The sequence below is a fragment of the Leisingera sp. McT4-56 genome, assembly GCF_020514995.1.
Classification (GTDB): Bacteria; Pseudomonadota; Alphaproteobacteria; order Rhodobacterales; family Rhodobacteraceae; genus Leisingera; species Leisingera aquaemixtae_A.
This window is the reverse complement of the sequence record NZ_JAJALF010000002.1, coordinates 339,585-359,512: the sequence shown is the minus strand read 5'-3', so window position 1 is coordinate 359,512 and position 19,928 is coordinate 339,585. Positions and strand designations below refer to the sequence as shown.

Below are 19,928 nucleotides of genomic sequence, written 5' to 3'. Positions count from 1 at the left end.
TCCGATCAGGTGCCACCCCCGTTCTTCTGCTTCAGCCTGTTCTTTGTCAGCGTGGCAAATCTCGCACCGTACACTGCACAGGCCTTCGGCTGCCCGCTTCACCATCTCAAATTGCCGGCGCAAGTTATGGCCGCAGGGGGCGATATAGTGGCCATAGTGACGGTCTTCCGGATCGCGGCCTGCCCACTTTAAACCTGCGGCCGCGGCGTCGGCCTGCCAGCGCGCTTCGATGCAATGCGGGCACTGCGGCTGGCTGTTCATTAGAACAAAGATCTTGCTGGCATGTGCCAAGCCGCAGCTTTGGCAGGCTAGAAGCAGATGATACCGGTCTTTGATGCGCTGGACGATTTTGAATCCTTTTGCGTTGGCGGCGGCGCGCCAGTGGGGATGGACCGTTTGCGGGAAATGTTCGCAGGTTGAGTGGGGCATAGCAGCCTCCGCATAGGCAAAATTGGGCTGGGCAGGCGCCGGAACTGGCGCTTGCTGAAACTTCAGACATGGCATGGCTGAGCCGGGCGCAGCGGCGTGTCCGCCGCGGGCCGGGTCAGAAGAATGCTGGGATGGTGGGCCTAGTTGGGCAGAAAGTTCTGCGCTTCAGCCGCCACAGAGAGTTCGATGAGAGCGTTCATCTGTCGCGCGCCTGTCTGCAGCAGGGCTTGGCAATCACCATCTTCGACGGTGAACAGCTCCTGGTTCTCATGGAACAGCTGCTGAAATCTGAGAGCCTCTTCCGGCCCCGTGGACTCGATGAGGAAGTGCAGCAGCATGCTCATGCGCTGCAAAGGCAAGTCGCTGGCCCGGACCACCTGCGCGGTCAGGATGTCGCCGCTGAGTTTAAGGCAATCCTGCCATTTGGCTTCTGCGGCCTCTTGAAAGTTGGTGCAAGCGGGATCCCAGGCGAGGGAGTGAGACAGATCACGCTCCAAATTCAGGGCTTCGTCCACTGCCTTGGTTAGTGCGCCGAAGGTGTGGTTGATGAAGGTGGGGCTGCCATCTGCGACAGATGCGGGCCACGGGTCTTTCAGCGCGCACTCGCGCATGATACGGAAAGTATCAGCCATAGTCGGTCTCCTTCCGCGAGATCGGTTTGGTTAGGGCCGGGCGGGGAGCTTCCACCTTCCCCTCGGTCCGTTGCAAATGTGTGCAACTAAATGCAATATGCACCCATTGAATCTGAATGTCAACTGCACACAAGTGAACACATGGCCAGAACATCAGCGATATCTGTACGAGTGACTGAAGAAACCAAGAAAGCCGTAGAAAAGGCAGCGGCGGAGGATGACCGGTCTGTAGCCTCTTTTGTTGAACGGCTTCTGATCGCGCACCTTAAAGAACAAGGGTATCTGCAAAAGTAAGTGCGGGCGCCTGGAGGAAATGACCCAGGTGTCTGGTTCCAACTTCGCATGATCGGCTTGCTGCCCTTCCAGATTATCGAAAAACAATAAGTCATCCCAGGCCCCCGGCAGGGCGAGTCCAGCAGGCTGCTGGCCGCAGGAAGCATGTTTGGGCGGAGCCCGGACTGCGACCGAGGAGGGGATCGAAGGGGGTATCCCCCTCGCGAACTGGCAAGTTGAAATTCCGGGGTCCAGCCCGGGATTGCAACTTGCCTAGTGAGTTACAAGCCTCACAAAAACAAAAATAAGCCTATCGGGATTTTCTTCGTCTTCGCGGAGACTCGGATCAGAGAAGCAGATCCGAGCAGCAAGATGACAGTACAGCCCAAGTTTACCAACTCAAAGCCCGTAATTCTTAATGAAGCACCGGTCGTGCTGCGATTTGCAGGCTTGTTTCCGCGGGACCTTGGCAAGTTCAAGATGCATGACGAGCGCGGCGGCGGCGACCTGGATCATGTCGACCAGGAGTTGTCGCGGCTGAACCAGGTGCTGGCCGGCGAGCCGGGCTGGCAGCAGCAGATACGCGGCGAAATTGCTGAGATGCGCCGTCACAATCACGAGGAGCATTTGCGCGCTCTGAAGGCCAAGTCACGCATGAAGGACGCCAGGAAGCTGGAGGCGGAAGGGCCTGCAGACCCCTGGCGATCCTGCAGCAGAGGCCCGCTTCGTGAAGGCATATTCACTGTCAACAAAGACTGGTTCGGCGGCGCAGGGCTCTCTGAATGGGATCCGGAACGTGTCTCTGCTTTCCGCAAAACCGCCATGTCGTTCCTCCGTGAAAACTTTCCAAACGGTCAACTGCGCTATGCCAGTGCCCACGTCGATGAGGAGGCTTATCACATCCACTTTGTCGTGGCCGTTTGGACCGAGAAACCATCCGCCAACCGCGGGCATCAGATCCTGCTGCAGGCATCTGAGAACCCGCTCATCAAAAGCTATGAGCATGCCCAGGATCTTGCCGGAGAAGCCTTCGAGACAATTGGGATCACTCGGGGGGAGCGCCGTGCCGAGGCCCGGCGCCAGGCTCGGGCAGAGGGAAAACCTCTGCCCGAGCGGCGGCAGCATGTGCCGCCGTCAAAGTGGCGTGCCGAGGAGCGCCTCAAGGCGCAAGCGGAGAAGAAGCGCATCCTGGGCGATGCCCAGGACGAGGCAAAGGCGGCCGTTGAAACCGGCCGGGACCTGGCCAAGGCCACGGTCAAGAAATCGCGTAAGCGCGCGGTAAAAGAGGCGCGGGCCCGCAAACAGCGGGCCGCGCGGGAAGCTGCAAAGATGATCCGCCGCCGCGATACAGCGGAGGCAGAGGCTGTGCAGAATAAAAAAGCGGCTGACGCCGCGAATGCTCTGAAAAAGAAAATTGTGGCTGAGGTCGGGGTATTGGAGCCGAGAGTGAAAGGGTATGAGGCAAGGGCGGAAGAAGCTGCAGAAAAGTACCGGGCCGAAACGGCAGCGCGGAAGGCCGAAGAGGAAAAACGCGCGCGGGTTATCCAAGAAAGGCAACAGGCCGAGCAGGTGCTGAACGCCACGAAGGCGGAGAAATCTGATCTGGCCGCTCAGCTGCAGCAGATGGTTCAGCACCGCCGTCAGGCAGAGAAAGCGGCTGCTGAGGCCCGGGCTGCCCGGCTGGCTGAGGAGAAGAGGCTGCAGGAGGCAGAAGAAAAGGTCCGGTTGAAGGCAACGGTGGCAGAGGTCATCACGGATGCCATCGAGTCCGGGTTGGATTTGGTTGCTGAAGGGGCGATTTGCTGGCGGGAGGCGTCTGCGGATCAGCAGGCAGGCTTGACCTGGGGCGTGGCCGCTCCGGATACCAAGGGTGCGCGGGCCGAAACGCTGAAAGAAATCCGTCCAGCAATGCGGATAGTCACGCGTATTGCTCAACTGGTGGCCCGGACCGTGAAACGCGTCCTCGCCAAGGAACGGCAAAAGCTGAAGCAGGACGCGGATTATGTGCGCGGCCTGCGTCAGAAATGGGCGCCGGAAGATGATGCGCGGCTGTCAGGGATCTCGCGTGGGGAGCCGGGGAATGGGCCAGTGTAGGCAACAGTGCTAAATACATGCTAAAATGACCTCTGAGACGATCCGCTCAACATGCGGAACCAGAGACTTATTTAAGTGCCTCGTCAGGAACAAAAAACGCGAGGGTATTCAGAAGTCCAGCCGGCTCAGAAGGCACTATCAAGTGTTGTCCATTTTTTGGATACGGTCCCCTGGTGGTTTCAGAAGTGCCAGGCGACGTTCAGGTCGTGCTAGGTATCATCGAAAAAGCTGTCAGATCTGTGGACGAGGGTTACGAAAGTGATACGGTCGCCTGGTTGTCGAATTGGTGTCTGACGCCGAAGCTCGAAATGGTCTCGGTGAGCGCCTTCGGCCGGACTAACCCTTACCGCTGTTCTCAGTATGGCTGGAGACAGGGTTTCTGAGCCAACTTCAGGGTTGGTATGACGCTTTGCTGGCATTCAGGATATTGCTGTTGTGCAGAGCATAGCCCAAAGGTCGTGCTGCCAATCGCCGCTGGGGGTGGCTGTGTTGATCATGAATCTTTTGAGACCAGTGTCGACATATGCCGGTTCTCCGCATTTGACCCGAACCGGGTGTTTCCTAGTGTCGTCGTAGAGAACTGTGCCGTTTGCATCTGTTTGAACCAGTTTGATGGCGACTTCAAAGTCGAAGTCTTCCTCGCTGGTGACCTGGTATTGGGTCACGCTCAATTGAACCGTGGTGGCGTCCGGGAAACTGGCTGTGTGAAAGACTGTCTGTTGACCCGCGCTAGGCGTGGCAACAAGAAGAAGACCAAACACTATTGGAAGGATATACATATCCCAACTCCCGCAGCGCTCGCCTCGTGACAAAAATAGCACAAATTGCCGCTGCGCACGACTCGAAAATTTGAAACGTAATGAGCTGTTCCAATCTTCGGTGCGCCCCGCGCTGGACCCAGATGCCGCAGGCCGGTGTCAAAATGTTTAACAAATATAGAACTTTAGAGCTTTCGCGCCGGCAGATCGGCTGAGCCGTCGGGAAAGACGTGACGGCCGGTAACCTGCTCCACGGTCCACCGCGAACGCGTCCAGCAGCTGCGTGTTTCCGTGTCTCGGAAACGATGGGAGTGCATCATTTGCGGAAATGACCTGGGTATGGCTATGGGGCGAGAAAAGGGATCTACTTTGCATTAGCAATCGGCAAGCGAGTAATTGTTCGATCACCCGCCACAAGCTTGCCGCTGCTTAGTAGTACAGCAAAAATGCCCAGCTTTTAAGGGATACGTTGAGATACTTGCCCCTAGAAAGGATGCCATCAGGCAGTGCCAGGTGGCATCCAGTAAAGTGTCTTGAGGATCAGTTATCCTTTGGCTGGTCCATCATACCATTGCCGGGCTGATTGCTTTTGGATTGCTGACCGCTATGGGCCATGCCGGATCCTGCCATCATCTGCTTCATGCGTGCCGTCTGGGCTGAGATCTCTTCCTCAGTCACCGCGCCGTTGCCGTCTGCATCGAGATGTTGAAAACGGTCTACCATTTGTTCGCGGATTATAGCGCTGTGGAAGGATTCGAACTCATCGATCGAAAGCGTGCCATTGCTGTCCGCGTCGTACTCCTTCAGAGCGGATTGAAGTTTTTCCGCCAACATGCCGGGTTTGCCCATGCCCAACATCTGGCGGTCCATCATGGCGCTGCCCATGGCGTGCCGCCCGTGCATTTGCATCATCATGTTATGCATTCGCTTCATGTCAGACATCATACCTCGGCCCATCATCTGCGAATCTGCATTTTGTTGCATCATGCCTGATGTATTGGCACCGGGTTTGCCGCTGTGGCCGTGGCTGGCCTCTGCCAGTGCTGCGCCCGCCATTGTGCCGGATACCGCGAGAGTAAGCGCAATAAGTTTCAAATTCGTCATGTCCAGACCTTTCCCAGGGTGTTTGGATACATCCAATTTGGGATGTCAGGCGTGAGCTTGCCAGAGCGCCGGGTCGGGGAATTGTATCGCCCTGTCACAGCCGAAGCAGTTGATACATTCTGCGACAAAACTCTGCAGGACCACTTGCAGCAATAACCTATAATCGATGCAAATGAATGAAATGCCACATATTCTCGTCGTTGACGATCACCGTGAAATCCGGGCTGCGGTAACACGATACCTGGAAAAGAACGGCATGCGCGCAACTGCAGCGCAAGACGCGGCAGAGATGGATGCGAAACTGGCAACCGGGCATTTCGATCTGATTGTTCTGGACGTGATGATGCCGGGTGAAGACGGGCTTTCGGTCTGCCGGAGACTGTCTGGGGAAGGCGGTATCCCAATCCTTATGCTGACGGCCCTTGGGCAGGAAACAGACCGGATAGTCGGCCTGGAGATCGGTGCCGACGACTATTTGCCCAAGCCATTCAATCCGCGCGAGCTATTGGCACGCATCAAAGCGATCTTGCGCCGCACCGATCGTTCCGAACCATTGGCAGGCCGCTTGGCCGGGAAAAACGTTCGGTTTGCCCAGTGGGTGCTGGACAGCGACCGTCGTGTCCTCATTGACGGCACCGGGCAGGAAACTGCCCTGACCGGTGCCGACTTCAAGCTGTTGACGGTTTTGCTGGAGCGGGCGCGTTTGGTCCTGAGCCGGGATCAGCTTATGGATTTAACTGCGGGCCGGCGGGCGCCGCCGCTGGATCGGACAATAGACAACCAGATCAGCCGCTTGCGCCGCAAGATTGAGCAGGACCCCATGCAGCCGCGCCTGATCATCACCGTGCGCAACGGCGGCTATAGCTTGGCGGCAGATGTAGAGGTGATGGACGGATGAGGCGTGTCCTCAACAGTCTGCGCGGCCAACTGGTGCTATTGGTGATCCTGGCGCTGGCCGCCGCTCAGGCGGTCAGCCTTTGGCTATTTGTCGACGAGCGCAGTTTGGCGGTACGCGCGGCTCTCGGAGCGGAAACTGCTGGACGTGCCGCCAATGTGGCCCGACTGATCGAAGAAGCGCCTGCAAGTCTACACGCCTCGATTCTACGGGCTGCGAATTCGCCGCTGGTACGGTTCGGTATCGCACCGGAGCCCGAAGTCGAACATATGACGCATAACGGCAATGGGATTGTCGAAGAGCGAGTGCGGGCACTTCTGGATGGTAACTTCAGCCGCGAGATCCGGGTTGAGCTGCATGAGGTTGATGGCGCGGATCTGCCGCTGCCCCACCTCGATCAGGAAATGGCCGCTATGCACCGGGAAATGATGCGCGGACACATGTCGGCGATTGAATTGAAGCTGTCCATTGCGTTGTCTGGCAGCCAATGGCTGAATGTTGATACCCGGTTTGAACGGCCGCCTTTGCAATGGCCGCTTTTTTCGACACTGACTTTTGCGCTTACAGCGGGCTTCATTCTAATTGTTGTGTTCTGGTTCTTGATGAGCCGGGTAACGGGACCGCTGCGCAGGCTTTCCGTTGCTGCTGACCGGTTGGGGAGGGGAGAAGACGTGGACGCACTGCCTGCGGTAGGGCCATGCGAAGTGCAAGATCTGACCGATGCGTTTAACCGGATGCAAGAACGCCTGAAACGTTTTGTTGCAGATCGCACCCGGCTGCTGGCGGCGTTGGGCCATGACCTTCGATCGCCTTTGACAGCTATGCGGGTCAGGGCAGAATTTGTCGACGAGGAGGAAACCCGGGACAGCCTCATATCTTCGATCGAGGAAATGCAGAGCATGGTAGACTCGGTATTGGCTTTCGCCCGGGGGCTGGCGGTGTCCGAGCCGCTAGAGGTGTGTGAACTGGGTAAGTTCCTGGAACAGCTGCGCGCTGATATGCTTGATCGCTTCGATTTACATCCAGGGGTGACGACAGAAGTTGGCCTGCGGCCAAACGCGATGCGGCGGGCTTTGCGCAACGTGATCGAGAACGCGCTGCGCTATGGTGGCTGGGCGCGGGTTGGATACGGGATCGATGGCAAAAACGCTTTGATCACGGTGGTAGACTCCGGCCCAGGTATCCCTGAGGAAGATTTGGAGCGGGTGTTTGATCCGTTTCTGCGGCTGGAGGCGTCGCGGTCGCTCGAAACCGGCGGCTACGGGCTCGGCTTATCCATCGCTCGTACGATTGCGCGGGCTCATGGCGGTGACATAACCCTGGCTAACCGTCCGGATGGCGGGCTGTTGGCGACGCTCGCAATCCCTCTGGCGAAGGATCAAACCGAAATTGAAACGTGAACCGGAGACAAAGATGAAACGACAGGTTGCAACTCTGGCAATTGTGCTTCTGCCCTTGGCTTCTGCTGTGGCTTGGGCGGATACTTCGGGTGACTGGGACCGGGGATATGGCCACATGATGTGGGCAGGCGGCTTCGGTATGCTCGGCGCCCTGATGATGCTGCTGTTCTGGGGAGCGTTTATTGCTCTCATCGTAGTGGCGGTGCGATGGCTGACTGACAAGCGTAGCGCAGGCCCGGACACCTCTAGTGACGCGCTGAAGGTGCTGCGCAGCAGGTTTGCCCAAGGTGAAATCGACGAAGAAGAGTTCAGGCGCCGCAAGGCCGCACTCGACGAATGACATCTCATGCTCCGCGTATTGCGGCGCGTGTCAGAGGCTGAGCCGGAGGCAGGGGCTCGTGAAAGAAATGGCAGGCAAGCAGACGTGCTGATTATCGAGGGCGCAGCGGGTGTTAATCTTTGGCAGGGGCTCAGAAGACTATACGGTACCGGTGAAACAGTCAGAAGGAGGAATTATGCTGAGACGGGATTTCATTGCCGGGGCAGGGGCGTTGACGGTGCTGGGTTCAAAGGGCAGCGCGCATACGCCAACGCTTCCGGTCTACGATATGCCCGAAGAGCTTTTGCCGCGCGAGGTGCGCATCCAGAACGACCTTACGCCATATGAGGTGCATGTGGATCCAGAGCAGTTCGCACTGTACTGGACGCTGCCTGAGGGCCGCGCGATCCGTTATGCGGTCGGGATTGGCCGGCCTGGCCTGTACGAGGCGGGCGAATTCTATGTCGGCGCGAAAAAGGTGTGGCCCAGTTGGAAGCCGACACCGGACATGATACAGCGCGAACCGCACCGCTATGCCAGGTTTGCCGATGGCATGCCCGGTGGTCTCGGTAATCCACTTGGCTCACGCGCGCTTTATCTGTTTCAGCCCGGGCGCGGGGATACGTTTCTGCGTATTCACGGCACCAATGAACCGGACACAATCGGACGGCGCGTGTCGAATGGTTGTGCAAGGCTGGTAAACGATCAGATGATCAACCTCTACGACAGGGTGCCGTTGGATACCCGGGTTGTGCTTCACCCCGTGGTGAACTTGCCAGCCTGAGGTTGCGCATAGGACTTGCCGGTTGTCGGATAGGCAGAGTTCGGTCCGAGATGCAGAGAGATGCGTCCCCAAACGTTCACTAACCGCACCACGGCCTTGGCAGGGGCGCGGTGTGGGAGCTCTAGAAGCCTGTCATGGAAAAGCAGGCGCTCGGGCCCGTCCTAAGAACTTGGGCGAATGTGTCTGGGATACTCTCGGATACAAAAATGGTGATGAGGCGGCATTGACGTTCCCATGCTGGAAGGCGGCAGTGCAAAGCCAAGGGAGACGCGGTTTGGAAGCAGTAGAGGCATACCGCCCTCCGCCAAACTGAGTGAATGTTCTGATTATTGAGATAATCAGAACATCAGTGAACCGTCCCTCGCGGTTCGCTTGTCTGAGAGGAAAGAGAAATGTTTTCAAGACGAGGGTTTCTGACAGCGGCGGGTGCCGCTGGCGTGTTGGCGGAATTGCCGGTCCGGGGGGATGCCCTGGTGCCGGACATGATGGAGTTGCGCGCCACCGTCAAAGCGGTGCAGCTACTGCCGTCAGACTACCCAAAAACTGAGATTTGGGGTTATTCAGGCGGCACGCCGGGACCGGAAATCCGGGTGCCCCAAGGCGGCCGGGTGCGACGGCGTTTTGTCAACGATCTGCCGCAGGCAAGCACGGTCCATTGGCACGGCATCCGCGCGGCGAATTCGATGGATGGGGTTGCTGGGCTTACCCAGGCACCGGTTCAGCCACGGGGCAGCTTCGACTATGATTTCACCGTTCGGGATGCAGGCACCTATTGGTATCACGCGCACAACCGGTCCGTCGAACAGGTGGCGCGCGGACTGCACGGCCCGCTCATTGTTGACGAAAAGGCACCTCCGGATATTGACCGGGATATCACACTGGTACTCGATGACTGGCTGCTGGAACCTGATGGCGGGCAGCTAAATCCAGACTTCGAGACGCGCCATGACCGGTCACATGCTGGCCGGTTGGGCAATTTCATTTCGACCAACGGACAGTCAGCCTGGACCCAATCGGTCAAGCGGCATGAGCGGCTCCGGCTTCGGCTGATCAATGCCTCCAACGCTAGGATCTTCATGCTGGCGCTGGTCAACTTCGAGGGCTGGGTGATGGCGCTGGACGGGATGCCGCTGCCAGCACCCAAGACCGTTTCGGGAGATTTGCTGCTCGGTCCCGGCCAGCGTGCTGATCTCCTTGTAGATGTCACAGCCGGAGACGGCGAAGAGGCGTTTCTCGCGCGGATCGAGGACAATCAAGGCTATGCCCAGGCTGCCTTCCCGGTGCGCGGCGTGTCCAGTAGCGCCCGGCGCGGTTCCCCGGCGCCGCTTCCGCCGAACCCGGCGATGGAGGTGACGGGGTTGGATGCTGCGAGGGAGCTGCGGCTTGACATGGCTGGCGGAGCAATGGGTTCGCTGCGCAGTGCTGTTCTTAACGGGCAGAACACCGGGTTCCGGCAAATGGTGGAGGCGAACCAGTTCTGGGCCTTCAACGGTACTGTTGGCATGACGCAGACTCCGCTGGCCACGGTGGCGCGGGGCGAGACTGTCCGGGTCACAGTGTCCAACGACACAGCATTCCCGCACGCTATGCATCTGCACGGGATGCATTTCCGCACCGTAAATGCCGATGGCTCGATGGGCCACCTGCGCGACACGCTTCTCAGCTTTGCCGGCGAAAGCCACGAGATTGCTTTTGTTGCCGATAATCCCGGCGATTGGGCATTCCACTGTCACATGCTTTCGCATGCGGCCTCTGGCATGATGACCTGGATCCGGGTGCAGGCATGACGCGGGCGGTCATCAGTGCGGCGGCGGTGCTGGCGGTCGCCGGAGTTGCAGCGGCGTGGGTTTTCCGGCCTTCTTTCCCGGTCGCGCCAATGGCTGATGCGGTGTCAGTTGCACAGGGAAAGGTGCTCTATGCGGAGTACTGTGCGTCTTGCCACGGGGCAAATCTTGAGGGCCAGCCGAATTGGCGCGGCCCAGGGGAGGATGGCCGCCTGCCGGCGCCTCCGCATGATGAGACGGGCCACACTTGGCACCATTCTGACCGAATGCTGTTCGAATATACCAAATTGGGGGGGCAGGCTGCGCTAGCAAACAGCGGAGTCGCCTTGGACAGCGGCATGCCAGGCTTTGGCAGCCAGCTGAGTGATGCGCAAATTCGCGGTATCCTGAATTTCATAAAATCAGCTTGGCCCGAGCGCGAGCAGCGGTACCAAGCAGAAAGAACAGAAGTAGAAGCCCAGCAAGAAGGAAGAAACCAATGATCCGTCCTAAACGTATTTTGCCGTTACTCTGTCTTACCTTTTTGCCTTTGCCCGGCTTGGCCAAAGAATTGACAGAGGCGGAGATCAAGCAACTGGTCTATGAGGCAATCCTGGAGCGGCCCGAAATCATCATGCAGGCGGTCGAAATGCTGCAGCTTGACCAGGACGCCGCCAAAGCTGAAGCTGCTCGGGTGGTTCTTGACAACAACCGTGCCACGCTGGAACGCGATCCCAACGCCCCGGTTCTGGGCAATCCCGAAGGGGATGTAACAGTTGTCGAGTTCTTCGACTACAACTGCCCCTATTGCCGCCGTGCGATGGCTCCGGTGCAGGGGCTGCTGAAAGATGATGACAATGTCCGGCTGGTCTACCGCGAGTGGCCCATCCTGGGCGAGGGTTCTGTCTTTGCTGCACGTGCCGCTCTGGCGTCGCGCAAACAAGGCAAGTACGAAGAATTCCATTGGGCGCTGATGGGAATGGAGGGCAGGGCCACAGAGGCTTCGGTCATCCGTATCGCACGTGAAACCGGGCTGGACGTGGAACAGCTGCGCCGGGACATGGACGCGCCGGAGGTGGAGGAGCATATTGCCACTTCTATGGCGCTGTCGCGCAAGTTGGGCTTCAACGGCACGCCCTCTTTCGTAATTGGCGAAAACTTGATTCCCGGTTTTGTTGAGCAACCGCAACTGCAAGAATTGGTAAAACAGGCACGCGAAGCTGCGGATTAATAACGATTGCTCTATTGCGGGCAACATCAATCAGGGCCGGTGCAATATTGCTTGGAAAACTCGCCTATTTTGTATCGAGCTGTCGCAAAGCGCTTTGCTACGACTGAGCGATACATTTGCCCATCCGGGCAAGGTGGATCGGCCAATCCTAAATGTCCTAGTCTGTGGAAGATGGCGGTACATCAAAAAACGCGCCAACGATTTCGACGAGGAAGGCACATGCTGCGCACAGGACGATTACCGGATTTCCGTCGCCGCCACAGGTCGGTGCTAGCGGTTATGGCCGTCGCTTTGTTGATGGTGCTTGTTCTTTGGAAGGCTGATGCTTTGCCGCCTGCAATGACGCGTGCAGACATTACAGCTTGGGTCGATGCGGCTGGCATCTTGGGGCCGCTGGTGATCGTAGGGCTGATGACTATGGCGATCGTTGCCAGCCCTTTGCCTTCAGCTCCTGTAGCGGTGGCAGCCGGGGCGGCCTACGGGCATTTGCTGGGCACCGGTCTCGTTGCACTGGGGGCCGAGTTGGGAGCGATCATCGCCTTTCTGATTGCCCGGCGATTGGGGCGCTCGGCTATCCAGCGCTATCTGGGCGCTAAGCTTGAGACAGGTCTCATGGGATCGCAGAATGCACTGATGCTGACGGTGTTTGGCAGCCGCCTTTTGCCCTTCGTCTCATTTGACTTGATCAGCTATGCAGCAGGGCTGACTGCATTGCGGTTCTGGCGCTTCGCACTCGCAACCGCGGCTGGCATTTTGCCAGCGAGCTTCATCCTGGCGCATCTTGGCAGTGAGCTGGCCGGGCCTGATGGACCTGGTGCCATCTGGGCAGTGCTGGGGCTAGGGCTGCTGACCGGAGCGCCTCTTCTTTGGGCAACCTGGAAGCGAGAGCAAGGCGGTTGAGGCAAATCAAGGCCTCCGGGCAAATAACATGTAGACTTGAGTAGTCATTTGGAGAAGCGGATCGTGGGAGTTGCAGGAGTAACGTACAGGAGAATTGGACTGCGGCGGCTTCGCTCGGCGCTTCACCTGACACTGGTCCTGCTGTTGTCTGCAATTCTGATGGCGTCTGCGGGGGCGGACCGAACGGTAGGTGCAGAGCATTCAGTATCTGGCTATAGCCATGTTCAGGCCTTAGCTGCGGATTATGGGCAGCAAGAGTCTATTCAGCACGATCGAAGCCTCTATAGCGTGCCTGCGTCTTTGGGTGACTGTGGACTGCATGCAATGTGTCACGCTTTGGCTCTACTCCCACTTGTCCTGATGCCTGAATGGAAGCCGGAAATGTCGGTTGCCGTATTCAATATCCGGCTGCTTGCGGACGGAATAGCCCTTTCACCGTCTCCTCACCCTCCGAATTTTTCTTGAACCAACCACCCGGTCCAGTTGAGCGTCCAGCCAAGCGGCCCGGTTCACATACTGTGTGGTGTGTTCAGGAGTTCGAGAAGTGTTTGCCATACTCTATTTTGCGACTGCAGCTCTGCTAGTCTTTGCTGTGCTGCGGCTTGGATGCGGCCCTTGCGCAACGGGTCATGTTTCTGAGGTCGGCCCCGAAAACGTGATGGCGCCCCCGCGTATCCCTGTCGTCAAGCTGGGCTGGGCGCTGAGCATTTTCCTGGCCGTGACTTATATGCTGTGTGTCGGCTTCGATCTGATCTTTCCGCAGTATGCGATGTACCGCGCTTGGATCTCGCTGATGCCTGGCATGACGTGGCTCACAGCAACTTCCTTCCTGATCGGTCTAGCAGAAGCCTTTGCCTACGGTTGGTTCGTGGCACTCGTATTTGGGCCAATTTTCAACGTGATCGCCGCGCGTGGATGAGGTGCAACAGGTCACCTTGCTACCCTAAAGCGTTCGGAGCAATAGAAGAGGAGAAGCGCAATGAGCAAGTCGCAGCAACCGACCCTGCGCTTCCTCGGGGCCACCGGGACCGTCACTGGATCCCGCTACCTCGTTGAATGGCGCGGTCGCAGGATCCTGATCGATTGCGGACTGTTTCAAGGGTTCAAGCAGCTCCGCTTGCGCAATCGGAAGCCTTTTCCGGTCCGGCCTCGATCTATCGATACTGTTCTCCTGACACATGCACATCTCGATCATTCCGGCTATATCCCTGCGCTGGTTAAGGCAGGGTTCGCGGGCAAGGTCATTTGCACACAATCGACCAAGGAATTGTGCGGCTTGATCCTGCCCGACAGTGGACATCTGCAGGAGGAAGAGGCGTCCTTTGCCCGCCGAAAGAAGTTTTCGGTCCATGCCCGCCCGACCCCCCTTTACACGCAAAAGGATGCGCAGAAGGCGCTGAGCAAGCTGGAAACTGTACCATTCGACACGCCAGTCGATTTAGGCGACGGGATCACGGCCAACTTCATCCCGGCAGGGCATTTGCTTGGAGCGGCGCAAATACGATTATGCCTTGGTAGCACGGCATTGCATTTCAGCGGTGACCTCGGCCGTCAAAGCGACCCTCTGATGCGCTCTCCAACCCCGTTTGCGGGGGCGGACGTCCTCGTGTGTGAATCCACCTATGGCAACCGCCAGCATGAGCCTGTCGATGCCGAAGCGCAGCTCTCCCGTGTTATCCGCCGAGTTATCGGGCGGGGCGGAACAATCCTCATCCCGGCCTTTGCGGTAGGGCGGGCACAGGGGCTGATGTATCACATCGCGCGGCTTTGCAGACGCGGTGATATTCCCGAAGTGCCGGTCTTTCTAAACAGCCCGATGGCAACAAATGCCACCGAAATTTATCACCGCCATCACAAGGAGCATAAGGTCAGTTGGGCCGAATGCTCGGATATGTTTGAACTCGCCAAGCGTGTGCGTTCTGTTGAGGAATCCAAGCAGATCAACACCATGCCTTTCCCCAAAATCATCATTTCAGCCAGCGGCATGCTGACTGGAGGACGTATTTTGCATCACGTTCTTTCATATGGAGGGGATCGCCGTAACGCGATCCTGTTGTCGGGGTTTCAAGCCAGCGGAACGCGCGGTGCTGCGCTTGCCGCCGGAGCAGATCACTTGCGCATCTTTGGGCGTGACATCCCGATCGAGGCCGAGGTGATCTCTCTGGGCAGCTTGTCCGGCCATGCCGATGCCAACGAGCTGCTTGAATGGCTGGGCGCTGCGCCGGTCCCTCCCCGGATGACCTATGTAACTCACGGTGAGCCAGAAGCGGCCGACGCGCTGCGTTTTCGCATCAACCATGAACTGGGCTGGAAAGCGAGGGTGCCAGAGCACCTTGAAACAATCAGTTTGGAGACGCCGCGATGACGCGTGATAGACATTGCCTTCCGCTAGTACGGGCGGAAATAGACACTTACAGCCAGCCTGTCGTCTTCATGCATCTGGACTGCCATGTTTGCCGCGCCGAAGGATTTCGTGCGCTGACCCGGGTGCGGATCGACTGCGGCGGACGGTCGGTGATCGCATCGCTGAACGTTGTCACCGGGGCAGGATGGCTGGGTCCGGAAGCGGCAGCGCTATCCGACGCAGCTTGGGCTGCATTGCGGCCGAGGCTGGGTGATATGGGTCAGTTCTCCCACCCCGAACTGCCAGAGGCGGCTTCGCTAATCCGCGCCAAGGTCTATGGTGAGCGGCTGCACCAAGCGCAATTCGCCACGATCATAAAAGATGCGATGGCACACCGGCTGTCGGATTTGGATCTGGCTGCCTTCGTAACGGCTTGTGCAGGAGAGCATCTGAGTACCTGTGAAACCATCGCTTTGACCCGTGCCATGCAGGAGGCTGGCAGATCACTGGAATGGGGCGAAGGGCCTGTGCTGGACAAGCATTGCGTTGGCGGATTGCCCGGGAACCGCACCACACCGATCGTAGTGGCCATCGTCGCGGCAGCAGGGCTTGTGATCCCCAAGACATCCAGCCGTGCCATTACTTCGCCTTCAGGGACCGCTGACACAATGGAGGTAATGGCTCCGGTGGCGCTCGATACTGCTGCCATGAGCAAGGTTGTCGAAGCGCAGGGTGGCTGCATCGTTTGGGGCGGAGCCTTGGGGCTTAGCCCGGCCGACGACATTCTGATCCGCATTGAGCGGCCTCTCGACTTTGACAGCGACGGGCAATTGGTTGCCAGCATTCTCTCCAAAAAGGCGGCGGCCGGATCGGACCGTGTCGTGATCGACATCCCTGTGGGGCCCACCGCGAAAGTGCGTTCGGAAAATGCGGCCGAAGCCCTGTCGGCGCGGCTGCGCGCCACAGCCCGGGCGATTGGATTGGACCTGGCGATTCATGTCAGCGACGGCAGCCAGCCAGTAGGGTGCGGGATCGGTCCGGCACTCGAGGCAATGGATGTGCTGAAGGTGCTGCGCCGTACACCAGATGCGCCGGGCGATCTGAGAGAACGGGCGCTGGTACTGGCTGGGCTCCTGCTGGAAATGAGCGGAGAAACCGCAGGCGTTGAGCGGGCGAGGGTTTTGCTCGACAGCGGCGCGGCGGAGCATCGGTTCATGGCGATATGCGCGGCTCAGGGCGGGTTTGCCGAGCCGGCTAAAGCCCCCTACCGGATACCTTTTGTAGCCCCTTGCGATGGAGTGATCACAGCTATCGACAACCGCCTTATTGCCCGGGTGGCAAAACTGGCCGGGGCCCCGCAGCAGGCCCGCGCAGGGGTGTTGCTTATGGCGCGGCCCGGGACACTGGTCCAGCTCGGACAACCCCTGTTCGAAATCTGGGCTGAGACGCCGGGCGAATTGGCCTATGCCAGCGATTTTTCCAGCGCGCAGAAAGAGATTTTCCGCATTGAGGTGCCAAAATGAGACCCGTTCTGATCCCATTTCACAATATGCGTCCACTGGCAGATCAACTGGCGGCGCTGATCGGGGCAGAAGTGGCGCCAGTGGACTGGCACCGGTTTCCGGATGGCGAGAGCCGGATAACCCTGCATGGTGATCTCGAAGGCCGCGAGTCGGTGATCCTGTGTTCTTTGTGTGACCCGGACCGGCATGCGATGCCGCTGCGCTTTGCCGCTGATACGGCGCGCGAGATGGGCGCTGTACACGCCGGTCTAATTGCGCCCTATCTGGGGTACATGCGCCAGGACCGGAGGTTCCACTCTGGAGAGGCGGTTAGCGCCAGATTGTTCGCCCGTTTCCTCGAGGAAAGCTTTGACTGGCTTGTGACGGTGGATCCGCATCTGCATCGGATCCAGGCCCTTGATGAGTTGTTTGCCATTCCCGCTGGCCGGGTTTCTGCTGCGCCACTGCTGGCACAGTGGATCGCGGAGAGTGTTGAAAATCCGGTGCTGGTTGGCCCCGATAGCGAAAGCCGGCAATGGGTTGCGGAGGTCGCTTCGCTCGTTGGCTGTCCATACGAGGTTTTGCGCAAGGTGCGTTCCGGCGACCGCAGAGTTGAGGTTAGCAAATCCGGCCGCCAGTGGAGATGTTCCGGCACACCAGTTCTAGTCGATGATATTGCGTCCTCGGGGAGAACATTGGTGGGGGCAATCGAACGGCTGGCGGAAGCCGGAGCCAAGCCGCCTCTGTGTGCGGTAATCCATGCAGTCTTTGCCGGGCAAGCTCACGCCGAGATTCTGGCCGCCGGGGCAAGCCAAGTCGTGACCACCGATACGATTCCTCATGAAAGCAATGCTATCGGCATCGCCCCGCTTCTAGCCGAGGCGGCAAATCATACGCTGGCTGCGTTGACCTTACAGTGACTTGAAAACTCACGATGGCGGCATTCCCCAACCGGAAGGGCAATAACATGAACGAACTTCCCAACAATAAAAGCTCCAGTGTAGCAGACGAAGACAAATTTGTTTGTCCGATGCACCCGCACATTCGGAGCGCTGAAGCTGAAAACTGCCCGATTTGCGGCATGCACCTTGTCCCAGAAGCTGGCAAGGAAACGGCCGGTCATGCTCACCACCATGGGCACGCAGCTTTCGGGCATGGAAAAACTGCTCTGAGTGGAGGTTATGACAAGGTTCCCATTGGCTGGGAAGGCCCTGTGTATACTTGCCCAATGCACCCGGAAGTTCGGCAAACCGAACCGGGCGCGTGCCCTCTTTGCGGGATGGGGCTGGAGCGAGAAGCAGGTTCTGTTGCGGAGGAGGGGCCAAACCCAGAACTCACCGATTTCACCCGGCGGCTCTGGGCCGGTGCGATACTAACAGTTCCATTGTTGGTTCTTACCATGGGGCCCTATGCCGGCCTGGCAGGTGTCCGGGATATTTTCGGGGAACGTAACACACTCTGGATTGAACTGCTTCTTGGCTCGCCGGTTGTCTGGTGGAGCGGCTGGCCGTTTCTTGTTCGCGGCTGGAACTCGTTCCGCACCATGAACCTCAATATGTTCAGCTTGATCAGCATGGGAGTGGCGGCGGCCTGGCTATTCAGCGTTGCGGCAGTACTTGCACCGGGCATGTTCCCTGACGGCTTCCGTGACGCCGAAGGGCATGTCGGCGTCTATTTTGAGGCTGCGGCAGTGATTGTCACGCTTGTTCTGTTGGGGCAGGTGATGGAATTGCGGGCCCGGGAAGGGACCGGGCGGGCGATCCGTGCCCTGCTGGATATGGCGCCCAAGACCGCACGGGTGATCCGCATCGGTGGACAGGAAGAAGAGATCCCCCTGGATGAGGTGCAGGTGGGAGACCGGCTGAGGGTAAGGCCGGGAGACAAGGTGCCGGTGGACGGCACGGTGTTGGAGGGACGCTCCTCGGTCGACGAAAGCATGATTTCCGGAGAGCCTGTCCCGGTCGAGAAGGTCGAGGGTTCCAGTGTTACAGGTGCGACGATCAATGGCACCGGGTCATTGGTGATTGAAGCCACGAGAGTCGGGGCCGACACGATGTTGTCCCAGATCGTCGATATGGTGGCTAAGGCGCAGAAAAGCCGCGCACCAATCCAGAAGTATGCCGACAAGGTGGCAGGCTGGTTTGTGCCGGCCGTGATTGCTGTTGCGGTTCTGGCTTTTGCCGGATGGGCGATCTGGGGTCCGGCTCCTGCGCTGAGCTATGGCCTGGTCGCGGCGGTCGCCGTATTGATCATCGCCTGTCCCTGCGCGCTTGGCTTGGCGACGCCGATGTCGATCATGACCGCGACCGGCCGGGGTGCGCAGGCCGGTGTGCTCATCAAGAACGCCGAGGCGCTTGAGCGGTTCGAAAAGGTGGACACGCTGATTGTCGACAAGACAGGCACCCTGACCGAGGGCAAGCCGCGGCTGATCGCGGTTGTGCCCGAGCCGGGCCATGACGAAGCAGAAGTGCTCCGGCTGGCGGCGACGTTGGAGAAAGGCTCGGAGCACCCTTTGGCCGAGGCCATCGTGACCGGAGCGCTGGAACGGGGCATCAAACTCGGTGAGGCCACGGAATTTGATGCAGTCACCGGGAAGGGGGTGAAGGGGCGTGTGGACGGCCATGCGGTGGCGCTTGGCAACCTCCGCCTGATAGCGGACCTGGGGCTGGAGGCTGCCGGTCTTGCTTCTACGGCCGATGCCCGTCGGGATCAGGGTGAAACCGTAATGTTCGTGGTACTGAATGGCGCCGTGGCCGGCCTGGTGGCCGTTGCCGATCCGGTGAAGGAAGCGACCCCTTCCGCGCTGAAGGCGCTACATGATCTGGGCTTCCGCATCATCATGGCCACCGGCGACAATGAGCGCACGGCCCGCGCCGTTGCCGGGAAGCTGGGTATCGACGAGATCCGCGCGGATGTGCTGCCGCAGGACAAAGCCCGAATTATCCGCGAGTTGCAGGAACAGGGGCGCAGCGTCGCCATGGCCGGGGACGGCGTGAATGACGCGCCCGCGCTGGCACAGGCGGATGTCGGTATCGCCATGGGCACCGGCGCCGACGTGGCCATCGAAAGTGCGGGTTTCACTCTGGTCAAGGGCAACCTGGATGGCATCGTGCGTGCCCGGCGCCTGGCGCGCGCGACCATGCGCAACATCCGGCAGAACCTGTTCTTTGCGTTGATCTACAATGCCTCCGGGGTGCCGGTCGCGGCGGGAGTACTGTTTCCGTTCTTCGGCATTCTGATCAGTCCGATGTTTGCCGCTTTTGCAATGAGCGCGTCATCTGTTTCCGTGGTGCTCAATTCCCTGCGCCTACGCGGGGTAAAGATATGACCGGGCAAACTTTCCTTTTCCTCGCCTCTCTGTCCGGTGTTGCAAGCGCAGTCAGGCGTGGTCGCCGCGTTCAGAGCCAGACGGCTGCAGGCCGCTGTTTCGACACTAGGCGAGTGAACAACCGGGGCCGGGCCGTGAGCGGAGAGCGTGATGGTGCAGGAGGTCGGGGAGG

At 59.0% G+C, this 19,928-nt stretch carries 18 protein-coding genes and 1 pseudogene; 15 read left to right on the top strand and 4 right to left on the bottom strand.

Going from position 1 to position 19,928, the window contains the following annotated elements:
- Nucleotides 1–429 (bottom strand): annotated as a pseudogene (locus LHL23_RS05190) (GIY-YIG nuclease family protein); the annotation flags it as partial.
- A 140-nt stretch (nt 430–569) separates the two neighbouring features.
- Nucleotides 570–1,061 (bottom strand): hypothetical protein, encoded by a 492-nt coding sequence (locus LHL23_RS05185; RefSeq protein ID WP_027236549.1) that lies wholly within the window; start codon nt 1,059–1,061, stop codon nt 570–572.
- Nucleotides 1,062–1,202: 141 nt separating this feature from the next.
- Here LHL23_RS05185 and LHL23_RS05180 point away from each other — a divergent pair, with 141 nt between their 5' ends.
- Nucleotides 1,203–1,355: a ribbon-helix-helix protein, CopG family gene (locus LHL23_RS05180; protein ID WP_134829143.1), complete on the top strand. Its 153-nt coding sequence runs from the start codon at nt 1,203–1,205 to the stop codon at nt 1,353–1,355.
- A gap of 351 nt (nt 1,356–1,706) precedes the next feature.
- Complete coding sequence (locus LHL23_RS05175) at nt 1,707–3,428, top strand: plasmid recombination protein (RefSeq protein WP_082023083.1); 1,722 nt, start codon at nt 1,707–1,709, stop codon at nt 3,426–3,428.
- A gap of 419 nt (nt 3,429–3,847) precedes the next feature.
- Here LHL23_RS05175 and LHL23_RS05170 read toward each other — a convergent pair whose 3' ends face one another.
- Together LHL23_RS05170 and LHL23_RS05165 are read right to left on the bottom strand one after the other, a co-directional pair.
- A complete protein-coding gene (locus LHL23_RS05170) occupies nt 3,848–4,207 on the bottom strand; it encodes a hypothetical protein (RefSeq protein WP_222504315.1) in 360 nt (119 codons plus the stop codon).
- 519 nt (nt 4,208–4,726) lie between these two features.
- Nucleotides 4,727–5,290 carry an EF-hand domain-containing protein gene (locus LHL23_RS05165; protein WP_226429035.1) on the bottom strand — a complete coding sequence of 188 codons (564 nt, stop codon included), beginning with the start codon at nt 5,288–5,290 and terminating at the stop codon, nt 4,727–4,729.
- Between the two features lie 172 nt (nt 5,291–5,462).
- Between LHL23_RS05165 and LHL23_RS05160 the strand changes: the two genes are divergently transcribed.
- The 13 genes from LHL23_RS05160 (at nt 5,463) to LHL23_RS05100 (ending at nt 19,756) form a co-directional block, all read left to right on the top strand.
- Nucleotides 5,463–6,188, top strand: a complete 726-nt coding sequence (locus LHL23_RS05160; protein ID WP_027236553.1) for a response regulator — start codon at nt 5,463–5,465, stop codon at nt 6,186–6,188.
- Nucleotides 6,185–7,585 carry an ATP-binding protein gene (locus LHL23_RS05155; protein WP_027236554.1) on the top strand — a complete coding sequence of 467 codons (1,401 nt, stop codon included), beginning with the start codon at nt 6,185–6,187 and terminating at the stop codon, nt 7,583–7,585. The genes LHL23_RS05160 and LHL23_RS05155 overlap by 4 nt, the downstream gene beginning before the upstream one ends.
- Nucleotides 7,586–7,598: 13 nt before the next feature.
- The gene (locus tag LHL23_RS05150; protein ID WP_226429034.1) at nt 7,599–7,925 is read left to right on the top strand and encodes an SHOCT domain-containing protein; all 327 of its coding nucleotides are present in this window, start codon (nt 7,599–7,601) and stop codon (nt 7,923–7,925) included.
- A 175-nt stretch (nt 7,926–8,100) separates the two neighbouring features.
- On the top strand, nt 8,101–8,688 hold the full coding sequence (locus LHL23_RS05145; RefSeq protein WP_226429033.1) for a L,D-transpeptidase: 588 nt from the start codon (nt 8,101–8,103) through the stop codon (nt 8,686–8,688).
- A gap of 392 nt (nt 8,689–9,080) precedes the next feature.
- On the top strand, nt 9,081–10,475 hold the full coding sequence (locus tag LHL23_RS05140) for a multicopper oxidase family protein (RefSeq protein WP_027236557.1): 1,395 nt from the start codon (nt 9,081–9,083) through the stop codon (nt 10,473–10,475).
- The gene (locus LHL23_RS05135; RefSeq protein ID WP_027236558.1) at nt 10,472–10,954 is read left to right on the top strand and encodes a c-type cytochrome; all 483 of its coding nucleotides are present in this window, start codon (nt 10,472–10,474) and stop codon (nt 10,952–10,954) included. Before LHL23_RS05140 ends, LHL23_RS05135 begins: the two co-directional genes overlap by 4 nt.
- Nucleotides 10,951–11,682: a DsbA family protein gene (locus LHL23_RS05130; RefSeq protein WP_154667788.1), complete on the top strand. Its 732-nt coding sequence runs from the start codon at nt 10,951–10,953 to the stop codon at nt 11,680–11,682. The genes LHL23_RS05135 and LHL23_RS05130 overlap by 4 nt, the downstream gene beginning before the upstream one ends.
- Nucleotides 11,683–11,901: 219 nt before the next feature.
- Nucleotides 11,902–12,582: a TVP38/TMEM64 family protein gene (locus LHL23_RS05125; protein ID WP_051357808.1), complete on the top strand. Its 681-nt coding sequence runs from the start codon at nt 11,902–11,904 to the stop codon at nt 12,580–12,582.
- Between the two features lie 544 nt (nt 12,583–13,126).
- Nucleotides 13,127–13,501: a DUF5676 family membrane protein gene (locus LHL23_RS05120; protein ID WP_167332325.1), complete on the top strand. Its 375-nt coding sequence runs from the start codon at nt 13,127–13,129 to the stop codon at nt 13,499–13,501.
- 60 nt (nt 13,502–13,561) lie between these two features.
- Nucleotides 13,562–14,947 carry an MBL fold metallo-hydrolase RNA specificity domain-containing protein gene (locus LHL23_RS05115; RefSeq protein WP_027236562.1) on the top strand — a complete coding sequence of 462 codons (1,386 nt, stop codon included), beginning with the start codon at nt 13,562–13,564 and terminating at the stop codon, nt 14,945–14,947.
- Nucleotides 14,944–16,449, top strand: coding sequence for a thymidine phosphorylase family protein (locus LHL23_RS05110; protein ID WP_027236563.1), 1,506 nt, complete (start codon nt 14,944–14,946; stop codon nt 16,447–16,449). The genes LHL23_RS05115 and LHL23_RS05110 overlap by 4 nt, the downstream gene beginning before the upstream one ends.
- Nucleotides 16,446–17,348 carry a ribose-phosphate diphosphokinase gene (locus LHL23_RS05105; protein ID WP_027236564.1) on the top strand — a complete coding sequence of 301 codons (903 nt, stop codon included), beginning with the start codon at nt 16,446–16,448 and terminating at the stop codon, nt 17,346–17,348. Before LHL23_RS05110 ends, LHL23_RS05105 begins: the two co-directional genes overlap by 4 nt.
- 47 nt (nt 17,349–17,395) lie before the next feature.
- Nucleotides 17,396–19,756: a copper-transporting P-type ATPase gene (locus LHL23_RS05100; RefSeq protein WP_027236565.1), complete on the top strand. Its 2,361-nt coding sequence runs from the start codon at nt 17,396–17,398 to the stop codon at nt 19,754–19,756.
- The last annotated feature ends 172 nt before the right edge of the window (nt 19,757–19,928 follow it).